This window comes from Auritidibacter sp. NML130574, assembly GCF_003185725.2.
In the GTDB taxonomy this organism is placed as follows: Bacteria; Actinomycetota; Actinomycetes; order Actinomycetales; family Micrococcaceae; genus Auritidibacter; species Auritidibacter ignavus.
In genome coordinates, this window is sequence record NZ_CP031746.1 from 298,076 (window position 1) to 318,236 (window position 20,161).

General features: G+C 58.0%; 22 protein-coding genes and 1 other RNA gene. 14 read left to right on the forward strand and 9 right to left on the reverse strand.

Annotation, left to right across the window (positions count from 1 at the left end):
• Nucleotide 1 precedes the first annotated feature (1 nt).
• From DCC27_RS01430 to ssrA, 9 genes are all read left to right on the forward strand, one after another.
• Entirely contained in the window at nucleotides 2-406 is a 405-nt protein-coding gene (locus DCC27_RS01430) for a TadE/TadG family type IV pilus assembly protein (protein WP_110100265.1), read from the forward strand.
• Nucleotides 384-830, forward strand: a complete 447-nt coding sequence (locus DCC27_RS01435) for a TadE/TadG family type IV pilus assembly protein (RefSeq protein WP_146206276.1) — start codon at nucleotides 384-386, stop codon at nucleotides 828-830. The genes DCC27_RS01430 and DCC27_RS01435 overlap by 23 nt, the downstream gene beginning before the upstream one ends.
• Nucleotides 831-855: 25 nt before the next feature.
• Entirely contained in the window at nucleotides 856-1,305 is a 450-nt protein-coding gene (locus DCC27_RS01440; RefSeq protein WP_110100266.1) for a hypothetical protein, read from the forward strand.
• Between the two features lie 45 nt (nucleotides 1,306-1,350).
• The gene (prfB, locus tag DCC27_RS01445; RefSeq protein WP_110100267.1) at nucleotides 1,351-2,475 is read left to right on the forward strand and encodes a peptide chain release factor 2; all 1,125 of its coding nucleotides are present in this window, start codon (nucleotides 1,351-1,353) and stop codon (nucleotides 2,473-2,475) included.
• 144 nt (nucleotides 2,476-2,619) lie between these two features.
• On the forward strand, nucleotides 2,620-3,423 hold the full coding sequence (ftsE, locus tag DCC27_RS01450) for a cell division ATP-binding protein FtsE (protein WP_110100268.1): 804 nt from the start codon (nucleotides 2,620-2,622) through the stop codon (nucleotides 3,421-3,423).
• Nucleotides 3,420-4,334 carry a permease-like cell division protein FtsX gene (gene ftsX / locus DCC27_RS01455; protein WP_110098628.1) on the forward strand — a complete coding sequence of 305 codons (915 nt, stop codon included), beginning with the start codon at nucleotides 3,420-3,422 and terminating at the stop codon, nucleotides 4,332-4,334. The genes ftsE and ftsX overlap by 4 nt, the downstream gene beginning before the upstream one ends.
• Before the next feature lie 59 nt (nucleotides 4,335-4,393).
• Nucleotides 4,394-6,004, forward strand: coding sequence for a M23 family metallopeptidase (locus tag DCC27_RS01460; RefSeq protein ID WP_110109995.1), 1,611 nt, complete (start codon nucleotides 4,394-4,396; stop codon nucleotides 6,002-6,004).
• 133 nt (nucleotides 6,005-6,137) lie between these two features.
• Complete coding sequence (gene smpB / locus DCC27_RS01465; RefSeq protein ID WP_110098630.1) at nucleotides 6,138-6,653, forward strand: SsrA-binding protein SmpB; 516 nt, start codon at nucleotides 6,138-6,140, stop codon at nucleotides 6,651-6,653.
• A 113-nt stretch (nucleotides 6,654-6,766) separates the two neighbouring features.
• Nucleotides 6,767-7,136: a transfer-messenger RNA gene (ssrA, locus tag DCC27_RS01470) on the forward strand.
• Between the two features lie 214 nt (nucleotides 7,137-7,350).
• On the opposite strand, the gene brnQ is transcribed toward ssrA, so the two are convergent.
• Nucleotides 7,351-8,778: a branched-chain amino acid transport system II carrier protein gene (gene brnQ / locus DCC27_RS01475; RefSeq protein WP_183145568.1), complete on the reverse strand. Its 1,428-nt coding sequence runs from the start codon at nucleotides 8,776-8,778 to the stop codon at nucleotides 7,351-7,353.
• 286 nt (nucleotides 8,779-9,064) lie between these two features.
• Here brnQ and DCC27_RS01480 point away from each other — a divergent pair, with 286 nt between their 5' ends.
• The 3 genes from DCC27_RS01480 (at nucleotide 9,065) to DCC27_RS01490 (ending at nucleotide 12,510) form a co-directional block, all read left to right on the forward strand.
• Nucleotides 9,065-10,351: a helix-turn-helix domain-containing protein gene (locus DCC27_RS01480; protein ID WP_110100269.1), complete on the forward strand. Its 1,287-nt coding sequence runs from the start codon at nucleotides 9,065-9,067 to the stop codon at nucleotides 10,349-10,351.
• A 69-nt stretch (nucleotides 10,352-10,420) separates the two neighbouring features.
• Nucleotides 10,421-11,944 carry an aldehyde dehydrogenase family protein gene (locus tag DCC27_RS01485; RefSeq protein WP_110098634.1) on the forward strand — a complete coding sequence of 508 codons (1,524 nt, stop codon included), beginning with the start codon at nucleotides 10,421-10,423 and terminating at the stop codon, nucleotides 11,942-11,944.
• 104 nt (nucleotides 11,945-12,048) lie between these two features.
• Nucleotides 12,049-12,510 (forward strand): DUF779 domain-containing protein, encoded by a 462-nt coding sequence (locus DCC27_RS01490; protein WP_110109996.1) that lies wholly within the window; start codon nucleotides 12,049-12,051, stop codon nucleotides 12,508-12,510.
• A gap of 36 nt (nucleotides 12,511-12,546) precedes the next feature.
• On the opposite strand, the gene DCC27_RS12130 is transcribed toward DCC27_RS01490, so the two are convergent.
• Genes DCC27_RS12130 through aroA form a run of 5 tightly spaced genes read right to left on the reverse strand, consistent with a single transcriptional unit; the run spans nucleotide 12,547 to nucleotide 16,807 of the window.
• On the reverse strand, nucleotides 12,547-12,903 hold the full coding sequence (locus tag DCC27_RS12130; RefSeq protein ID WP_168186056.1) for a CrcB family protein: 357 nt from the start codon (nucleotides 12,901-12,903) through the stop codon (nucleotides 12,547-12,549).
• A complete protein-coding gene (locus DCC27_RS01500) occupies nucleotides 12,900-13,463 on the reverse strand; it encodes a CrcB family protein (RefSeq protein WP_110098637.1) in 564 nt (187 codons plus the stop codon). Before DCC27_RS01500 ends, DCC27_RS12130 begins: the two co-directional genes overlap by 4 nt.
• Complete coding sequence (hisN, locus tag DCC27_RS01505; protein ID WP_233242778.1) at nucleotides 13,460-14,293, reverse strand: histidinol-phosphatase; 834 nt, start codon at nucleotides 14,291-14,293, stop codon at nucleotides 13,460-13,462. The genes DCC27_RS01500 and hisN overlap by 4 nt, the downstream gene beginning before the upstream one ends.
• Nucleotides 14,294-14,297: 4 nt before the next feature.
• Nucleotides 14,298-15,416 (reverse strand): ribosome small subunit-dependent GTPase A, encoded by a 1,119-nt coding sequence (gene rsgA / locus DCC27_RS01510; RefSeq protein ID WP_110100272.1) that lies wholly within the window; start codon nucleotides 15,414-15,416, stop codon nucleotides 14,298-14,300.
• Nucleotides 15,413-16,807: a 3-phosphoshikimate 1-carboxyvinyltransferase gene (gene aroA, locus DCC27_RS01515; protein WP_110109998.1), complete on the reverse strand. Its 1,395-nt coding sequence runs from the start codon at nucleotides 16,805-16,807 to the stop codon at nucleotides 15,413-15,415. Before aroA ends, rsgA begins: the two co-directional genes overlap by 4 nt.
• A 268-nt stretch (nucleotides 16,808-17,075) precedes the next feature.
• On the opposite strand from aroA, the gene DCC27_RS01520 reads away from it, so the two are divergent.
• Together DCC27_RS01520 and rsrA are read left to right on the forward strand one after the other, a co-directional pair.
• Nucleotides 17,076-17,744, forward strand: a complete 669-nt coding sequence (locus tag DCC27_RS01520) for a sigma-70 family RNA polymerase sigma factor (RefSeq protein ID WP_233242779.1) — start codon at nucleotides 17,076-17,078, stop codon at nucleotides 17,742-17,744.
• A gap of 49 nt (nucleotides 17,745-17,793) precedes the next feature.
• Nucleotides 17,794-18,057 carry a mycothiol system anti-sigma-R factor gene (rsrA, locus tag DCC27_RS01525; protein ID WP_110098691.1) on the forward strand — a complete coding sequence of 88 codons (264 nt, stop codon included), beginning with the start codon at nucleotides 17,794-17,796 and terminating at the stop codon, nucleotides 18,055-18,057.
• Nucleotides 18,058-18,132: 75 nt separating this feature from the next.
• Here the strand turns inward: rsrA and DCC27_RS12750 are convergent, their stop codons facing one another.
• The 3 genes from DCC27_RS12750 to DCC27_RS01535 form a co-directional block, all read right to left on the reverse strand.
• A complete protein-coding gene (locus DCC27_RS12750) occupies nucleotides 18,133-18,210 on the reverse strand; it encodes a 50S ribosomal protein bL37 (protein ID WP_369859877.1) in 78 nt (25 codons plus the stop codon).
• 87 nt (nucleotides 18,211-18,297) lie between these two features.
• Nucleotides 18,298-18,909: a GDSL-type esterase/lipase family protein gene (locus DCC27_RS01530; protein ID WP_110098642.1), complete on the reverse strand. Its 612-nt coding sequence runs from the start codon at nucleotides 18,907-18,909 to the stop codon at nucleotides 18,298-18,300.
• Nucleotides 18,910-19,000: 91 nt separating this feature from the next.
• Entirely contained in the window at nucleotides 19,001-20,095 is a 1,095-nt protein-coding gene (locus DCC27_RS01535) for a nitronate monooxygenase family protein (protein ID WP_110109999.1), read from the reverse strand.
• Nucleotides 20,096-20,161 lie beyond the last annotated feature (66 nt).

Below are 20,161 nucleotides of genomic sequence, written 5' to 3' on the forward strand. Positions count from 1 at the left end.
GATGTGGGAATCCATCGGCTCGTTGCGACGTGAGCGTGGCTCCGCCGTGGCGGAATCAACCATGATCATCGCCGTCATTGCGGTGCTGATGGTTTCGATCATGCAACTAGCGGTCATTATTCACACGCGCAATACGATGATTGACGCGGCCTCAGCAGGCGCCCGTTATGCGGGGCTAGCTGATAAGTCCGTCAGCGACGGCGTGGAGCGGGCCGAGACGTTGCTGACCGAGTCGATACCGGGGGCTTCGCAGGCTCAGGTGAGTGCTCAGGTTTCCGCAGTACCCGGTGGTGATGGAGCGGAGTTGATTACCATCACCGTCGAGCACGGCATTCCCATGGTTGGGTTCGTCGCCGCTCCTGTCACGTGGGAGGTGAGTGGCCATGCGTATAGCTTCACCCAATAGATGCGACCATCGCGCCGATGAGGGGTCTTCGACCGTGGAATTCACGGTACTTGCTGCCGTACTACTGGTGCCGGTGATCTATTTCTTAGTACTCATCGCCCAGATCCAATCCGCCGGCTACGCCACCGTTGCAGCGGCTGATCAGGGCGTGAGAATGCTTGCGCAGGCTTCGGACGATGAACAGGGCGAGCAACGAGCCAGAGCCAGCATTGAGCGAACCGTGGAGGATTACGGCGTTGATCCAGACCAAATTACCGTCGCCATTCACTGCTCACCAGACAGTTGCACCGCTCCGGGCTCACTAGCGCAGATCGAAATATCCACTAGTGTGGGTCTTCCGCTGGTTCCCAGTATCTTAGGTAACCCGACCAGCGTGGCCACGTTGAACTCAGTCGCTGACTATCAAGTGGGTGAATTTGAGTAAGGTACTAGCTCGATGGCGTGTCCGAATGTGCGAAGATTCAGGACAGACCAGCATTTTGCTGGTGGGGATATGCGCCGTCTTGTTGTCCTGTGCGGTCACGATCTTGGCAATCACACAGGTCAATCTCCAGTCGCGCAAGCTCCTATCGACCGCCGACACTGTGGCATCCGTGGCGGCCGCCGACTTTCGTCTTGATGCACCTGCCATCTCAGAACCCAATAGCAACAGCGTGGTAACCCAAACGCCAAGACTCAATGCCCGGTCGGCCCGGGGGCGGGTTGAAGACTATCTCAATTCTTCGGGGGCCTACCAGCGGTTCGGCGACCTTGACGTCGTCGATGTCCGAGTCCTTGGCGGGGATACAGTGGTGGTGGAGTTGACTGCACAGGCGGAGGTCCCGGTGGTGAGTTGGTTTCTTCCCGATGGGGTAGAGGTTCACGCAGAGTCCAGCGCTCGCACCAGTCTGCAACGCTGAGTCGTTTTCTGCCCTCCGGCTCAGATGACGTAGGCTTGGAGGGTCATGGCTGAAATTGATTTCCCCGCTGAGATCGCGGGTCTACGTTCTACCTATGCCTCGATTGCGGAAGTCTCCGACTTGCCGCAGATTCGCGCTGACGTCGAGGAGCTATCCGGTCAGGCTGCGGCACCTGATCTATGGGACAATCCTGATGAGGCTCAAAAAATCACCTCCAAGCTCTCGAGGCGTCAGCACGAACTGGAACGGTTGACCACCATGGAATCACGCATTGACGATCTCGAAGTCATGGTGGAATTGGCCAGGGAAGAGTCAGAACCGGCCATTTTGGATGACGCGGCCAGTGAGCTCTCCAGCATCCGCGATGCACTTAGCCAGCTAGAAACTGTCACGCTACTCAACGGTGAATATGATGAGCGCGAGGCGGTGGTGACTATTCGCTCTGGTGCCGGTGGTGTGGATGCTGCCGACTTCGCCGAAATGCTGATGCGAATGTATTTGCGCTGGGCCGAACGCCACGGGTACCCGACCAAGGTGATGGACACCTCCTATGCCGAAGAAGCTGGGATGAAGTCGGCAACTTTTGAGGTCAATGCTGAATACGCATATGGAACGTTATCGGTTGAAGCCGGAACGCACCGTTTGGTCCGTATTTCTCCTTTCGACAACCAGGGACGTCGACAGACCTCCTTCGCCGCGGTTGAAGTCGTGCCGGTGATTGAATCCGATGACTCGCTGGAGATTCCCGAGACAGAGCTGAAGATCGATGTGTTCCGTTCCTCAGGCCCTGGTGGTCAGTCGGTCAACACCACCGACTCTGCGGTGCGTATGACCCATATTCCCACCGGGATCGTGGTGTCGATGCAGAACGAGAAGTCTCAGATTCAAAACCGCGCTGCTGCCCTGCGGGTCTTGCAGTCGCGGTTGCTGTTGCTACGCCAGCAGGAAGAAGATGCCAAGAAGAAAGAACTCGCCGGTGACGTAAAAGCCAGCTGGGGTGATCAAATGCGCTCTTATGTGCTCAATCCCTATCAGATGGTGAAAGATCTGCGGACCGGGCACGAGGAAGGTAACCCCGACAAGGTCTTCAACGGCGAAATTGATGACTTTATCGATGCTGGCATCCGGTGGCGTGCCGGTGACCGGCATGACGGCGAGGACGAGAACTAATCGACTTCGGCGACACAGCATCTCTCATGGCTCAGCCTCCCACAACGGTTACCAATTCGTGACTATTCTTGAAGGGCCGGCGCTGGAAGACTTCCCCGATTAGGCCACACCGCCGGCGGGTATTCTGCCCGGTCGGAGTAGAACATGATTCGATTCGAAGATGTCACGAAGGTTTATCACCGTACCTCGCGACCAGCACTCGAAGACGTGACCGTTGAAATAGAACGCGGTGAGTTCGTCTTCTTAGTTGGTGCCTCCGGATCCGGTAAATCAACTTTTATCCGACTGGTCCAGCGAGAAGAACGTGCAAGCTCCGGTTCCGTCTACGTCTCAGGAAAAAACGTCGCCAAACTGCCGAGCTGGCGGGTTCCTCACCTGCGACGCGGTTTGGGCGTGGTCTTTCAGGACTTTCGGTTGTTGCCGAACAAAACCGTGTTTGCCAACGTGGCCTTTGCAATGCAAGTGTTAGGCAAACGTAATGCCTTGATCAGCCAAAACGTGCCCGATGTGCTCGAGACCGTGGGGTTGGCGGGGAAAGAGAAGCGGATGCCACACGAGCTATCCGGTGGTGAGCAACAGCGCGTGGCGATTGCTCGTGCGGTTGTGAACCGCCCGGCGATTCTGTTGGCCGATGAGCCCACCGGTAACCTCGACCCCGAAACGTCCTGGGGAATTATGGAAGTTCTGGACAAGATCAACCAGAACGGCACTACCGTGGTGATGGCGACCCACGATCACGACATCGTTAACTCGATGAAAAAGCGTGTGGTGGAACTTGTGGATGGTCGTATTGTGCGTGATGAAGCCGAAGGCGGTTACTCTCCCTCCATTAGTCCTGAACACGAGCGCCAGCTGCAGGCCTATGGAGATGACCAGCCGATGCCACGTCGTGCCACACGGCGCGGTGAGGCAGTTCAGGAACAGATCGTCCAGGAGGGTCAGCAGTGAGAGTTAGGTTTATTTTCGGCGAGACTTTCTCTGGTATTCGCCGAAACCTCTCGATGGTCATCTCGGTCATTCTGGTGACTTTTGTGTCCCTGACCTTCGTCGGAGCCGCCGGTCTCCTTCAGCAACAAATTAACCAGATGAAGGGCTATTGGTACGACCGGGTTGAAGTGGCGATCTTCTTGTGTACCGAAAATTCCCTGTCGGCGGCCTGTTCGGCGGGCGCGGTGACCGATGAACAACGCCAGGCCATTGAAGACCAGCTCGAATCGCCGCAAGCAGCAGAGTATGTCGACAGCTACGAGTACGAGTCTCAAGAGATGGCGTTGGAGATTTTCCAAGAGCAGTTTGCCAACTCCGAAATGGCTGAGGTAGTCACGGCTGACCAGCTCCCGGAATCATTCCGGGTGAAATTGGTAGACCCCGAACAATACGAAGTGATCAACGAGATGTTCGCCAATATGCCGGGCGTTGAGGAGGTCTCAGATCAGCGAGAATTGCTGGAGTCGTTATTTGCAATCATGAACATCGCCTCAGTCGTTGCGGTCGGACTGGCCGTGGTGATGTTGGTGACAGCAACGCTTTTGATCGCGACCACCATCCGGCTCTCCGCCTTCTCCCGCCGACGCGAGACCGGGATTATGCGCTTGGTCGGCGCCTCCAAGTCCATGATCCAACTCCCGTTTCTGGCAGAAGGTGTGTTGGCGGCGGTCCTTGGCGCGGTGCTGGCATCGGTGACGACGTGGGCACTGGCAGAGTTCTTTGTTGGTAACTGGTTGGCCACCCAATATCCAGACACTGGCTTTATATCCGGACAAGATGCCCTCGTTCTCATACCATTGTTGATAGTGATTGCCGTGGTTCTGGCTGCGGTCTCGTCCTGGTTGACATTGCGGCGATACCTCAAGGTCTAGCTCGGCAGTGGCCTGCTTGAGTCCTTCGTCTTCCCCCGTTCCGTGAAGGAGTACTTTTCATGAGCCGTAACCGGCTACCTCTGTGTGTTATTGCGACTGGCTTGATGGCGGTGCTGACAGTCAGCAGTATCGCGCCAGCCCATGCGCAGGATAAGGTCGATGAGTTGCAACAGCAGCTGGACGAATCGCGTCAGCAGGAATCAGACTTGTCTGATTCCTTGTCGGATTTGGAAAGCCAAAAGCAAAAACTGGAGTCTGACCGGGGCGACTTGAATGCCAACCTGGAAGGGCTCGATGAGGACATCCGGAAAAAGGTCACGGAGCTCAACGAGTTGCAAGAGCAGTTGCCCGGTGCGCAACAGGCTGTTGAAGACGCAGAGTCTCGAGTGCAAGCTGCCGTGGATGAAGTGCAGTCGCTCAAGAGTCGATTGACCTCAGCCCAGCAACGTCGTCAGGAAATTCAGGCCGAGATCGATGACTCGGAACAACAGGTTGCACAAGCGCGCGAGGAAGTTGGCCAGATTGCCCACCAGGCCTACCGGCGTGGCGGGGTCTCGCAAGATCTGTCGTTTATGCTCGGTGTTTCTGATTCCTCCCTGCCCGAGACTATGGGACTGACTCAGCAGGCGCTACGCATCCAATCCTCACGGTCTTCCCAGGCCTCCCAGCAGGCAGCAACCGACCGTAATGCGGACGCACGTCTCGCCGGCGTGGAACAAGAAATCGAAGAGCTACAGGCACAGGCCGAGGAAGCTCTCGAAGCTGAAGAAAAAGCCCGTGACGAGGCTCGAGCCGCAAAGAAGGAATTGGACACGATGGTATCCGACACCGAGCGGCTCACTGAAGAACTGAAGGCCGAACGTCCGAAGATTCAGAAGCAGATCGACGAGAACCGCGCCGAGCAATCTTCGGTGAATGAAGACATCGCTCAGCGTCAGCGGGAGTTGCTCGATCAAGAATCAGCAACCTCGGACTTAGAAGGCCAATACCAAGAGGCAGTCGAAGAGGCTGAACGCAAGCGCAAGGAAGCAGAAGAAGCGGAACGTAAGGCTCGTGAAGCAGAGGAACGAGCAGCGGCCGCTAAGGCGTCGGAACGTCAGCGCAAGGAGGCTGAAGAAGCACGGAAAAAGGCCGAAGAAGCCTCTAAGGCCTCGCGTGACGCAGACCAAAAAGTCACAGAAGAGGCTGCGGCCAACGAGTCGTCCAAATCATCGGGCTCCTCGGGATCCTCGAAACCTTCCAGCAGTTCCTCGGCGTGGGGTCTGGTTCCTCCCCTCAATACCTACCAGACTTCTGGATTTGGGTGGCGTCCCACCCCAGCCGGAACTTTTGACTATGGAGGAGCTGGCGGATACGTTCACACCGGAATCGACTATGGCGGTGGCTGTGGTCTACCGATCAAGGCCGCCGCGTCCGGCACGGTCATGAACGCTGACTGGGCCGTGTGGACCTCGGGTCGTCGGGTCGTCATTTCGCACGGGCAGGTTAACGGTCGGCTATTGGCCACAAAGTACCATCACATGACCCGTTACGTCGTCAGTCCAGGTCAGAAGGTCAACCAGGGTGACGTCATCGGTTATACCGGCACAACCGGTAACTCCACCGGGTGCCATTTGCACTTTGAAACGCTGTTAGACGGGACCGCGGTTGACCCCGAGGGCTTGCTCTAAGTATTTCCACGTCGCGGCCCTCTCTGACCCGTTAGATGACGTCGAAGAGGGCCGACGTGTATAATTTTTGGGTTGACCGACAAGATGTGCCCGGTATGTTCAACGAGATCTTGGGGAAGAGGTGAGGCTGACGATGGCGAAGAAATCGAACGGGAAAAAAACACCTGACCCCAATAGCCAGGTTGTTGCCTCGAACCGGAAAGCTCGTCACAACTACACGATCAAAGATACCTATGAAGCCGGGCTGTCTCTGATGGGAACTGAGGTTAAATCACTACGCGAGGGACAAGCCTCGATTGGTGATGGGTTCGCCCAGTTTACCAATGGTGAGCTCTACCTCGAACAGGTCTACATTCCTGAATACCTCAACGGTTCTTGGACGAACCATGCATCGCGACGCCGGAGAAAATTGCTACTACACCGTGCAGAATTGAATCGGCTTGAGCGCGCTGTCCAGGACAAAGGCGTTACCATTGTGCCACTTAAGCTCTATTTTAAGAATGGTATCGCCAAGGTAGAGATCGCCGTTGCCGAGGGTAAGCGTGACTTTGACAAGCGCCAAGCACTTCGTGAGCAGCAAGATGCGCGTGAGGCACAACGAGCGATGCGGCAAGCCAACCGGCGCGGGGTCTCCGCGTTGGAGTTTTAGCTCTTTGCAGAAGAACACAGCTCCCGGGCAATCAGGGAGCTCGCGTGACTTGCGGGCGGATTTTCGACGGGTTATTCTGGTGTATCCACGATTTCGTGGAACATAATCGAAGAGGGGACGATCGGTTTCGACGATGTGAGTTGAGGTAAGGGAAGCGTGCCGAGGACGCAAAGTCATCTCGTAAACGCCCTTTGCAATCAATTAAGTGCCGAATCTAAGCGCACTGACTTCGCTCTCGCTGCCTAATCAGTGATCGAGTCCGTCAGCCCGGGAATGCTATCGGCCCGGTGTCTGGCGTCGATTAGATAGCCACTGTTCGTTGACCCTGTCGGGGGAATCAACGAAGACCTGAAGCCGACTAGACCTGAACGATCGCCTGTCTGTGGGACGATCGAGGTCGATAAAACTTCAGAACAGACTGCGCACGGAGAAGCCTACTGAAGTTCACATCGGACCCGGGTTCGATTCCCGGCGTCTCCACCCTAGGCCCGCTAACTCGTTGAGTTGGCGGGCTTTTTCGTTGCACATAAAGGGAAGTAGCGGAATCACGCTCATCCTCAAACAAAGGGTCCACGTTCGACATGTCACGGATTGCAGGGAAGAACTCGGCAGGATGGGGGCTAACTGGGAATAAGACGACCGAGCCCCGCTCATGTCATCGATTTGTGAACAGGGTCTTTGCGTCAAAGGCGAGCCTCTAGGAGCGATTCAGTGCCTGGCTCGTGTCGGACGATGGCGTCTCATCTCTTTGGAGAGGGTCGCGGATTTCTCCTGAGACGAGGTCATCATCTCGGGTCAGGCCGCGCTGCATATCGAAGATGAAGGCAATGGTTGCTGCCACGACGGTGGGGACCATCCATCCCAGTCCCGCTGAGAACAACGGGATGATCGCCAGTGGCTCGGCCAGGACCTCAGCACCGAACAGATTGTTGGACACGATCAGATCAAGGGCCGAGAAGATCAGCGCGACATAGACACCGGTGCGGTAGGTCAGTGGTAACTGGCGACGCGGGACCAGCAGGTGGACCAAGCTGGTGACGATTAAGGCTATTGCGGGTGGGTAGATCAGTCCGATGATGGGTGTCGAGAACGTCAGGATGCGTTCCAGGCCGAGATTAGCAAGAGTGAATGCGATCACGGTGAAGATCATTGCCCAGCTACGGTAGGACAGCTGGGGGAGTAGTTCTTCAAAGAACGACGCTGAGGCAGCAATCAGACCAACCGCGGTGGTCAGGCATGCCAGCAGAACCACAGCGGAGAAGATGATGTCTCCGGTCAATCCCAAAGTCAGCTTCGACGCGCTGGACAGAATTTCTGCGCCATCGGAATAACTTTCTTTATTCGGCATGCGCGTGCCCATAAAGCCCAGACCGAGGTAAACCAGCATGAGGAAGAAGCCGGCGATACAGGCCGAGATTGCGCTGAGCTTTACCACTCTCTTGTGGTTGGTTATGCCAGCAGCGCCGAAGCTGGAGACCACCACGATGGCGAATGCCAGAGCGGCAATGGAATCCATGGTGAAGTAGCCCTGAAGAATTCCGGCGATCAGCGGGCTGGAAGCGTATTCCTCGGTGGGAGCTACCGGGGGATTATTCATGGACGCAATAACGGCGATGGTCATCACGGTCAACAGAATGAGCAGGGCGGGGGTGAGGACTTTACCCAAGGAGTCGGCCACCTTGCCTGGGAATAGCACAATGACGAACGCGACGGCAAAGAAGAGCCCGGTAAAGAACACGCGCCAGCCTGTACCGGATAGTCCAAAGGTGGATTCAATGCCGAGTTCGTAACCGATCGCTGCCACGCGTGGCATGGCGTAAAACGAACCGATGGAGAGATAGACAACCACTGAGAAGATGACACCGAAAATGACGCCAGCTCGAGAGGCCATATCCCTGACGCCGGAACCAGACACTGCGACAGCAATGATCGTGATGACCGGTAGGACCACGCCGGCCACCAGGAAGCCGGTGATTGCAGGCGCAAACCGATCGCCGGACTCGATACCGAGCATGGGCGGGAAAATCAGGTTCCCGGCCCCAAAAAACATCGAGAACAACATCAAACCAACGGCGAAGACTGTTGTGACGGTTTTCTTCGACGACAATGTGGTCGGTGAAGCCATAGATGGGGCCATCCTTGAGCGTCTGAGGTGCAGTGACTCACCTTAGGATAATGTCTGGTGGCTCACGCTACTGATATTGGTAGCTAGATTTCCCGACGTCTCGAATTGGTTAGAGGGTCAGTGGAGGAGTCGGTCTACGTGTCCATCGAATAACGTGTCCGGTCAGTACAGCCAACTAGCTTCACCTGTCTCGATCTGGGAGTTGGTCTTGTCAAGGGGTATTTGGCTCACCTAGAGTATGTGATGATGATCACATTCAAGCGCTCTTCTTTGAGGTGGGTCTCAGATGAGAGAAGGACTGGTCGCAAGCGGTGGTCCGAGTTACCGCGGGCTACCTCCGGAGTTGGAAGCCTCGTGGCGTCGCTCTCGCGCTCATTCTCTTGACGCCGAGTCGACTGACGCCCCGTTGTTCTACGACGGGCTGAAGTTGGATGACTATCGAAGAAACCACCCCCTTGCTGCTTTGTTACCAATGGTGCGGAGTGTGTTGACGGACTCCGTGGCTGAGTCAGGGTTAATTGTGGCCGTCGTCGATTACGCCGGCACCTTACTCTGGGTGGAGGGCGACCACCACACGCGGACTCTTGCGGAGGATCTATCCTTCGGTCCTGGCGCCAATTGGGCGGAGCAAAGCATGGGCACGTCCGCCCCTGCGGTTGCTTTAGTCACCGGACGTCCGGTTCAAGTGGCACGAACACAACATTTTGCCCTCCATATCCAATGCTTCTCGTGCACCGCAGTCCCTGTTCGCGACCCGATTACCGGAAAGATCTTAGGGGCCCTGGACATTACGGGCGGTGATCGTGCCGTTGCCGGGCATGCGCTGGCGTTGATGAAAGCCACCGGATTAGCTTGCGAAGGATACCTGCGAGAGCTCTACGCGGACCGCATGCCAACGTGTCTCTATCACGGTGGGGTGCAGGCGGGGCTTGGGCCCACGACACTGAGTGCGGTCGGCCGAGCCAAGCCCTTGCTGGTCGATGGTGCGGGAAATGCCGTAGAGCTGAGCCAACGTCATGCGGAAATTCTTTTCTTGTTGTGCTGGGAGGCACATCAGCGCGGTCGAGGCATGAGCGCGGAAGAGCTGAGTGAGCAACTTTTCGGCTCTGGTGAGCACGTGGTCACGGTGCGCGCTGAAATGACCCGCTTGCGAAAATTCCTAGCTGCGCGACCGGCGCTTGCTGTTGAAGTCGAGTCTCGACCCTATCGGCTTGTGGCGTCGCTGGAGCTTGATGTCGTGGAACTATGGAACGCCTTGCGCTCTGGTGATCTTGACCAGGCGTTGGGTTTCGGCAGTCAATCGTTCTTGCCAGAGAGTGGCGCGCCGGGGGTATTTGAGGTGCGCCATCGAGTGGCGACGTGGTTACGAGAGCTCGTTCTGGAGAGAGCCAATGCCGAGCAAGTGCTGAAGTATCTCGATACGTGTCACGACGAGGAAGACGAGCAAGTCATGATGCTTGCACTCAAAATTCTGCCCGAGCAGCATCCGCGCCGAACGGAAATTGTCTTGAACCTCGAGCGCACTGGTGAAATCGACGGGATGCGTTGCAACCCGCCTGCAACCGGCATGTGATTAGGATCATATTCAAGGAGTCTCTGAAGAGTAACCGTAACAACGGACTCCCGTTTTTAGGAGGTCAGGATGACACAATATGCACACCCCGGCCAGCCTGGCGCGCTGGTGGAATTTAAATCACGATACGACCATTACATCGGTGGCGAGTGGGTTGCACCAGTCAAAGGTCAGTACTTCGAGAATATTACTCCAGTGACCGGCAAAGTCTTCACCGAGGTCGCTCGCGGAACCGCGGAGGACATTGACGTCGCGATCGATGCGGCACAAGCTGCAGCATCAGCGTGGGGCAAAGCCTCGGCGGCCGAACGGGCCGGAGTTCTGTTGAAGATCGCGGACCGGATGGAGCAACATCTTGAAGAGCTTGCGGTGGCTGAGACCTGGGATAATGGTAAAGCCATCCGAGAACCCCTAAACGCAGATCTTCCCTTGGCGATTGACCACTTCCGCTATTACGCAGGGGCGATACGCGCTCAAGAGGGTCGGCTGTCCCAAATTGACGATGACACCACCGCGTATCATTTTCACGAACCGCTGGGCGTTGTCGGGCAAATCATTCCCTGGAACTTCCCGCTGTTGATGGCGGTGTGGAAACTGGCTCCAGCGCTGGCAGCAGGAAACGCTGTCGTGCTCAAGCCAGCTGAGCAAACTCCGGCTTCGATTCTGGTGCTGTTGGAGTTAATTGGGGACCTGCTGCCTGCGGGGGTCGTCAACGTGGTCAATGGATTTGGGCTGGAAGCCGGTAAGCCATTGGCTTCGAATCCGCGGATTCGAAAGATTGCTTTTACCGGCGAGACCACCACAGGTCGACTCATCATGCAGTATGCGTCAGAAAACATTATCCCCGTAACCCTGGAGCTAGGTGGTAAGTCCCCAAATATTTTCTTCGAGGACGTGATGGCTGCCGATGATGCGTTCTTCGACAAAGCACAAGAAGGGTTTGTGCTCTTTGCACTCAATCAGGGCGAAGTCTGCACCTGCCCGTCTCGAGCGCTCGTGCAGGAATCGATCGCCGATGACTTCTTGGAGCAGGCGGTAGCTCGCACTCAGCGCATTAGTCACGGTGACCCGCTCAATTCGGACACGGTCATTGGTGCACAGGCTTCCAATGATCAGCTCGAGAAGATCCTGTCTTACCTGGACATTGGAGTTAAGGAAGGCGCGGAAGTCCTGACGGGCGGTGGCCGTGCTGAACTGGACGGAGACCTCGCGGAGGGGTTCTATGTCCAACCCACTATCTTTAAAGGGAAGAATGATATGCGTGTCTTCCAGGAAGAGATCTTCGGTCCTGTCGTCGCTGTCACGACCTTCGCGGATTACGACGAGGCAATCTCGATTGCAAATAACACGCTCTACGGTTTGGGCGCTGGCGTGTGGTCGCGGAATGGTACGAGAGCCTATCGGGCTGGTCGAGATATTCAAGCGGGCCGTGTGTGGGTGAATAATTATCACAGTTATCCGGCCCACTCGGCCTTTGGCGGGTATAAGTCCTCCGGTATTGGACGCGAAACGCACCTGATGATGTTGGAGCATTACCAACAAACGAAGAACCTATTGGTGTCCTATTCCGATTCCGCTTTAGGTTTCTTCTAAACGCGAGCGAAAGCAACTGAGTGAACAAGACCGGGCCTGCGGATGCTGTGGCGTTCTGGGCCCGGTCAACGCTTCTGTGAAGCGTACCCTGAAAGGAGGGCACCATGTCGTCACATAGCGACACTGCCGAGAAGAACGCGGACCCAGAGGTTTTTTTGGTCGCCCGCCCAGAAATAAGCGGAGAAGATTTTTCCCGGGTCTCGATGACTCGATCTGCCTTTGAGCTGTTGCAAAAACTTTGGGATTTTCATGGTCCCCTGCTGTTTCACCAGTCAGGCGGATGTTGTGATGGCTCCTCGCCGATGTGTTTCCCGATCGGAGATTTTAAGACGGGCGCCTCAGACGTTTTACTGGGCACGTTCGAGATGTCCGGCCCGCCAGGTGAAGGCCACCGACCGGACCGCGAAGGTCAGACGCTACCGTTCTGGATATCAGCTGAACAGTTTCAGGTCTGGAAACATACTCGGCTGTGTTTAGATGTTGTCGACGGCCGTGGCGCAGGCTTCTCGGTGGAAGCCCCGGAAGGCAAACGGTTCTTGATCCGTTCGAATTTATTGGATCAGTAGCGCTTGGCAACGTTGCGAATCTTTGGGGGTGCGAAATCAGCTAAACGACGTGATAGCCAGGGTGAACCCCAGAGTGGCCACGGCCAGACTGGCGACGATGTGAAGAGTCCAGGTGCCGACCGCTCGCCCAAGGCTTCCAGCCATGACGTGGTGGGCGGTGGACATGGAGACCGTGGAGAATGTGGTGAGCGAACCTGCTAACGCCGTAATCCAAATCAGCCTGGCCTGTTCGGCCAGATCCGCATAACCGAGTATCAAACCACCGACCACACCGGCGATGGCCGACCCAGCGATGTTAGCGAGCAAAATACCGTAGCGCGGAAGCAAAACATCCGCCACGTAGCGGGTAACGGCTCCGAAAAAAGCGGCTACCACGAACGCGATGGCGATCACGCCGACTCCTCTGTGCTGGGCGCCGGGTGACTTGGCCTTGAAGCACAGTGGCGGGAACCCAGCCGGTAGCCCCACAGCGCGACTGCGGTGCCGGCCACGAGCACACCGGCTAGCAGTAGCGCGCCACTGAGCATCGCGATGACAACAGTGGTGGCAGGTGAGGGCCCGACGACTGAGCCTAATACCCAGACTCCGGTGGTGTAGGAGACCATCATGGCGGAGACAGTGGTGAAGGACCCGAGAAAACCGGTGGTGAGTGCTGGTGGTAGCCAGCTGGGCAGGTGTTGGCGTTGCACTCGGGGTGAGGTCGCCAGCCTGCCGCTGACGATGCCGAGGAGAAAAGATCCGATGAGGTTAATGACGATCAGTTCCCAGATGGTCGAGGAAAACCCGAGTCCATGGGGGACTGTGGTCAGGCCACCGGGGGTGAGACTGGGGTTGGGGAAGACCACGGTGACCAGCCAGCGCACCACGGCTCCGGTCACACCGGCTAGCCCCACGGCCAAGAGGACGGCGGGGTGTAGTCGAGCTCGGACCCTGGTGCCGATAGTTTTCGTCATTGGGCTCGTTGTTGTCCGCGCAGGCTGGGGTTGAGACGCTCCAGGACCTCATCGTGCAGCAGGTCATTGGTGGCCAGTGCATGTCCGCCGTAGGGTCCGGGTTCTCCGTCCAGTGAGGTGAACCGACCACCGGCTTCGGTCACGATCGGCACGAGCGCGGCCATGTCGTAGAGTTCGAGTTCTGGCTCGCAGGCGATGTCGACTGCGCCTTCGGCCACGAGCATGTAGGACCAAAAATCCCCGTAGGCCCGCACCCGCCAGACTGTTGAGGTCAATTCCAAAAATTCGCGAATATTACCGCGGTGGCGCCAGCCCTCCAGCGAGGAGAAAGACAGCGACGCGTCATCAATCACGCTCACGTTGGAGGCATGAAGCTGGGTTGCTCGAGCCAGCGACCGACCGGTGAAGGCACCACTTCCTTGAGCGGCCCACCAGCGCCGGTGTAGTGCCGGGGCCGAAACGACGCCAACGACAGGGATCCCGTCTTCGACCAGGGCGATGAGCGTGGCCCACACGGGCACCCCTCGCACAAAGTTCTTGGTTCCGTCGATCGGATCGATGATCCAGCGTCGGGAGGAATTGCCCTCGGTACCGAATTCTTCACCCAAGATCGCATCGCGGGGGCGGGCACGGGCTAGCTGGTTGCGAATGTGCTGCTCGGCGGCTCGATCGGCATCGGTGACCGGGGTGAGGTCTGGCTTGGTGGAGACCTGAAGGTCTTGAGCGTGAAAGCGAGCGGTCGTGACGGCGTCTACGCTATCGGCAATGGTCAGCGCGAGATTCAGGTCATCACGGTAGCCTTGCCAGCTGTTGTCGAGTGCCATGCTCATTAGATTACCCTCTTGCTACCTCGTCGCCGGGGCTGGAAACACGGTTGGCGAGTAATCGGCGCAACGAGGCCAACCGGGCCGGCCCAGAACTTCCAGCGTGACCGGAGTCCACCCAGTCATCCAGGGCACACTCGCGGGCTTGCTCACGGTGGGTGCACCCGCGTGGGCAATCGGCAATAGCAGGCAGAAGTTCCTGGAATCCGGCCACCACGTCATCAGGATCGACCAGTCCGAGCCCAAAGGAACGGATTCCGGGGGTATCGATGAGCCAGGACGGTTCGGTGTCATCGGTGTGCTCGCCACGCAATGGGACCGCTACCGCCGAGGAGGAGGTGTGTCGGCCGCGTCCGGTGGTGGGATTGATGTGACCGGTGGCGCGGTCAGCGCCGGTCAGCGCGTTGAGCAAGGTGGACTTGCCGACGCCGGAGGGCCCCACAAGTGCGCTACGGTGTCCGGTGAGACGCTCAGCGAGCCGGTGGACGTCCTCGGCATTCAGCTCAGTGTGATCGGCAGTGTGTGGATCCCCTGAGGTGGTAATGATCTCCAGATCAACATCGGCGTAGTGGTCGACGAGGGGTTGGGCAGAAGCCACATCGGTTTTGGTTACACACAACAGGGGTGTAATGCCGGCATCAAAGGCTGCAACCAGGGCGCGATCGATAAAACCGGTGCGCGGTTCCGGATCAGCGGCGGCGACGACGATCACGAGCAGATCCACGTTGGCGACCACGATGCGCTCATAGGTGTCGGAGTCATCGGCCGAGCGGCGCAGTACGCTCTGGCGGTCTGCTAGGCGCACGATGCGGGCCAGGGTTCCGTCGGCCCCGGAGAGATCGCCGACCACAGCCACCCGGTCACCGACCACGATCGCGGTTCGGCGCATCTCTTTGGCGCGCATCGCGACCACAGTACGTGGCTGATGCAGGGTGGAGGAACGTCCTCCGGGTTGTTGTGCGGGCAGGTAGACCGTATAGCGACCGCGATCTACGGCGATGACTCGTCCCAACGCGGCGTCGTGGTGCTCAGGGCGTTGCTTAGTGCGCGGCCGGGAGCCCCGCTTGGATGGGCGAGTGCGGGCCGACGACTCGTCAAAATCGGAGTAATCAATGGTGAACCGGCTCATCCTTGTACCATCGTCCTCTCTGCCGTGGCCTCGAGGCCGAAGAGCTCCGACCAAGCCAGCGGGAACCGTGGCATGGTTTTGGAGGTGGTGGTGATATCACGGACGCTGACCCCGGGGATGTGCAAACCGGCCAGCGCGCCGAAGGTTGCCATCCGGTGGTCGGCCCAGGAATCCAAGGTCGCCGGGCGCAACTGCTCCGACGGGCTGAAGTACAGGGCGGTGTCGGTGGCATGAACCCGGGCGCCGAGTTTCGTGGCCTCGGTGACGATGGCGTGCAATCGGTCGGTTTCGTGGCCGCGCAAATGACCGATCCCGGTCAGTGCGGTCTCGGAATCTGCGACAAGGGCTAGGGCCGCAATGGTCGGCACCAACTCGGCGGCGCCGGCAATTTCCCCGGCACCGAGGATGATCGGTTTCCCAGTCGAATCTGTTTGACCGGTGACTGTCAGGGTGCCAGAGGCGTCATCCTCGGGGTTTGGAGCCCACTGCACATCGGCGCCGAACCGTGGCAGGATCTGCTGCCACCGGTCACCAATCTGGGTGGTCTCCCGGGGCCAGTGGGGGATGGAGACCCTTCCACCGGTGATCACCGCGGCGGCCAAGTACACGCCAGCGTTAGACAGGTCGGGCTCGACCGCGGTGTTGCGGGCTCGGATGGGGCCAGGGGAGACGATCCAGTGCCCGGGCTCCGGGGACGCGGTCTCGACGCCGACCTCGGCGAGGACCTTGAGAGTCATGCCAACGTGTTCTGGGCTGGGAACCCTGGACCCGGTGTGACGGATCGACAGTCCGCGCTCGTAGTGGGCCGCGCAGAGCAAAAGACCGGATACAAACTGGGAGGAACCGCTCGCGTCGATACAAACAGTGCCGCCGGGCACGGAGCCGGTGCCGTAGACCGTGAAAGGCAGATGAGCCACCGGGGTAGTCTCTGCGGTGATGCGCACTCCGGCCTGACGCAGCCCCTCCAGCAAGGGGCCCATCGGGCGGGCACTGGCTTCGGGGTCACCCACGCAGTGGACCTCAGCCTGCATCAGGGCGGCAACAGGGGGAATAAAGCGCATCACCGTCCCGGCCAGGCCCACCTCAATGGTGAGCGGTTCCGCGAAGTGGGTGCCGGGTTTCAGTGGGGTGATGCGATAGCTTCCCGGTGCATCGCCGGGGGTGATGGTTGCACCCAGGGCTTCCAAGGCGTCCCTCATCAGCGCGGTATCGCGGGAGTCGAGTACCCCGGTCAATTCGCTCGGGGCGTTAGCCAGAGCCGCTAGCACCAGATAGCGATTGCTTAGTGATTTGGAGCCGGGGATCTCTACGGTGGCCCGTACGGGGCCCCTGGCGTGGGGGGCCTGCCAGAGCTTGTCGGCGGGATGATCAGCAAGGGAAGGTGAGGACACGAACGATATCTCGTTTCAGCCGGTGACGTCTGATGAACTAGGTTCTAGCCTAGCGACTGTGGCATAGCGAACCGAATGCTGAGGAATATCTGAGACCGCCGGAGAGCTATACGGGTTAGTAGAACAGTGTCGGTCACCGCTCGCTGGGCGTATCGGACCTGACGGACAGAGAATGTGGAGGAGGAGCTCGATGCCAACGGCAGTAGCGAAGACACCGGCACGGCCACATGGCACGGGACGGACTCAACAGCGCTTAGACTGGGCTGTAATGAGTACGACAGATCCTGCCCCGTCCGCAGACTCCTCGCCAGACACCGACCGCATCGATCCGAAAACCGAGTCTCTCGAACAGCGCAAAGAACGCTTCGAGCGGGACGCCATGCAGTACGTGGACCAGCTTTATGCTGGCGCCTTGCGCATGACACGGAATCCCGCCGATGCTGAAGATCTCGTCCAGGAAGCCTTTACCAAGGCATTTTCCTCGTTCCACCAGTACAAGCCGGGCACGAATTTGCGGGCCTGGTTGTACCGGATTCTGACCAATACCTACATCAACTTGTACCGCAAGCGTCAGCGTTCGCCTCAGGAATCGGGCACCGAGGACGTCGAGGACTGGCATATGGTCCAAGCCGCCGAGCACTCCTCAACAGGGTTGCGGTCGGCGGAGACAGAGGCCCTGGATCGGTTGCCGGATGCTGATGTGAAAAAAGCTCTGCAAGAGATTCCGGAAGAGTTCCGGCTGGCGGTGTATTTCGCCGATGTTGAGGGATTTGCCTATAAGGAAATTTCTGAGATCCTCGATGTTCCCATTGGAACGGTGATGTCGCGACTGCACCGGGGTCGGAAAATGTTGCGGGAACGGCTTACGGACTATGCCGCGGACCGGGGGATCCGAGCAGCAGTGGAAGACCAAACGAAACAGAAGACGAAAAAGTAAGGAGGAAGGTTCGCTCATGGGGCAGACACCAGACGATGCACACTGCAATGTGACAGGCTGCCGGGAGAGTGGTAATCCTTCCGATTCCCGTATCCAACGAATTTATGAGTATCTTGATGGGGTGCTCTCCCACAGTGATATTGAAGATGTACAGGGGCACCTGAATGAGTGCGAAGAGTGTAGTGCAGAATATGACTTGGAATGCATTATTCGCTCGGTGGTCCGTCGGTCCTGTACTGAAAAGGCCCCGGATTCGCTGAAGTCGAAAATCATGGTGCGTATCAGTGAGATTCGGGCAGAAAGTTCACACTAACCCTTCGAAATACAACGAAGGTGGACGAAAAAATTCGTCCACCTTCGGGAAAATCTTGTGTGGCCTCACGCCACGTTAGCCAGCATTAGGGCGTTTTCCGCCATTGGCCTTATTCTTGCGACGATCCTTGCGCTTACGACCACGCTTACCCATGGCGCAACTCCTTTCTAGCGCCTCAAGACGGTGGTGAATGAATTCTTGGTAAATTTTAGCACCCGTGCCTGTTGCGCTTTGACGCGATTAGGATTGCGATCCGAGGTTCTCGGGTAGATTCATCCAGCGATACCACCCCCGGTGTAGCACCAGCCACGCCACCAGCCCGTAGGCAGACTGGCCGGGCAGACCCTGGTTTGATGCGAGATCCTGCTGGTACTGGTTATGGTCGACCAATGCTTCAAAGACATCAACATAGAATACGTTGCGGCGCTGGGCCACATTCCGGTAGGCAGCGTTAAGTTCGCGTAACTTCTGGTTGGCATCCTGATCCAGACCGGGCAAGGGACCAACAACAAATACCTCGAGGCCTTGTTGAGTCGCTTTATCGATGATGTTGGCCAAGTTCAGCCGAGCTCGTGCCGAGGTAGGCACATACTTCGTGTCGGAACTATTCAACGCGATGAGCAACCGGTTTTCAGTGTCGTTGCTGAACCGGGGTAGTGCTTCTTCTTCCCAACGATAGGACATCGCCTCGATGGGCTCTTGGGGGGCGGCCAGGACGTAGCTTTCTACCAAAACGTCGGGGTGATGACTCTTGGCGAGAACTCTGCCCAACCACCCCATGGCACGTGGATCGCCCAGCCCGGCGAGGTGTTCTCCACCCACTGAGGCCAGTCGTATCTGCCGAAATTCCATGCTGTTGGTATCTTTCTGTCTCAATCCGTTATTGTCTCAACGCTACCGCGGATTCGCGCAGAATCGATGAGCACTGCTATGTGCCGCGTGATCAGCCTGATGAGCGCAAACCGGCCAGCCGCTGTGGATGGTCAGCGAGCGTGGACGCGCTCAGCAAATGTTCCACAATTTCGGCAGCGGGCAGATGCTGAATGTTGCGGAAACCAGTTCCTGCCCAGAGATTTAGGTGTTCGGGATTGTGCTGCTGATCAGCCTGCTTGCGAATCCCTGAGGTGAGATTGTGCAACTGCGGGTATAGGTCGGGGGCCTGATCAGACAAAGCATCCGTGAATTGGTTGCGGATGGCCCGGGCTGGACGGCCGGTGAATGCCCGGGTGATCACGGTATCGCGATCGATCAGGTTGCGCAGTCCGAGACGGTGGGTCTGCTTGGTGCCAGCTTCTACTGCGTCCAAGAATAAGGTGCCAACCTGAACCGCTGTTGCGCCTTCGGCCAATAATTCGGCCACATCGTGGGGGCCGGCGATCCCACCTGCGGCGATAACGGGCACCCGGTGGTGTCGGGCCGCATAAGCGAGTAGTTCGCCGGTGCTGGGTGAGGCGTCGAAGTGATCGGCATCGGGGACACTGGCCCGATGCCCACCGGCATCAGGACCTTGGACGATGAGCAGGTCGGCCCCGTGGCGCACAGCTGCATCAATACCAGCACAGCTGGTGGCATTGAGCGCCACCCAGCGCCTGGCCTGGTGGACACGATCGATGACCTGAGCTGTCGGGTAACCAAAGGTAAAGGAGATGACCGGGATCGAGGAGCTCAGCGTCACGTTGAGCTTGTCATTGAAAGCGTCATCGGAGTAGATCGGCGCTTCTGGCAGGAGTTGTGGGTCTAGCTTCAGTTTCGAGATGATCTGGTGGCGGTACTTGAGGTACACGTCTTCGTCGATCTCTTGGGCCGCGGGGTCGGGGACGAACAGGTTCACACCAGCGGGTGCATCGGTGGCCTCGGTGTAGGCGTCCACTTGCGCTTTGAGCGCCTCGGCACTGAGATAGCCACCGGCCAGGAACGGAAACCCACCTGTTGCCGCCACGGCGATGGCAAGCTGGGCAGTGCTGGGGCCTCCAGCCATGGGGGCAACAACGAGCGGTCGTGTCAGGGTCAGCTCGGGCAACGATGGTATGGAGGGCATATCTTCGATGCTACGAATCAGGCCACGGTCACGGCAAGGGATACAGCTACGGCACGTGGCCCAATC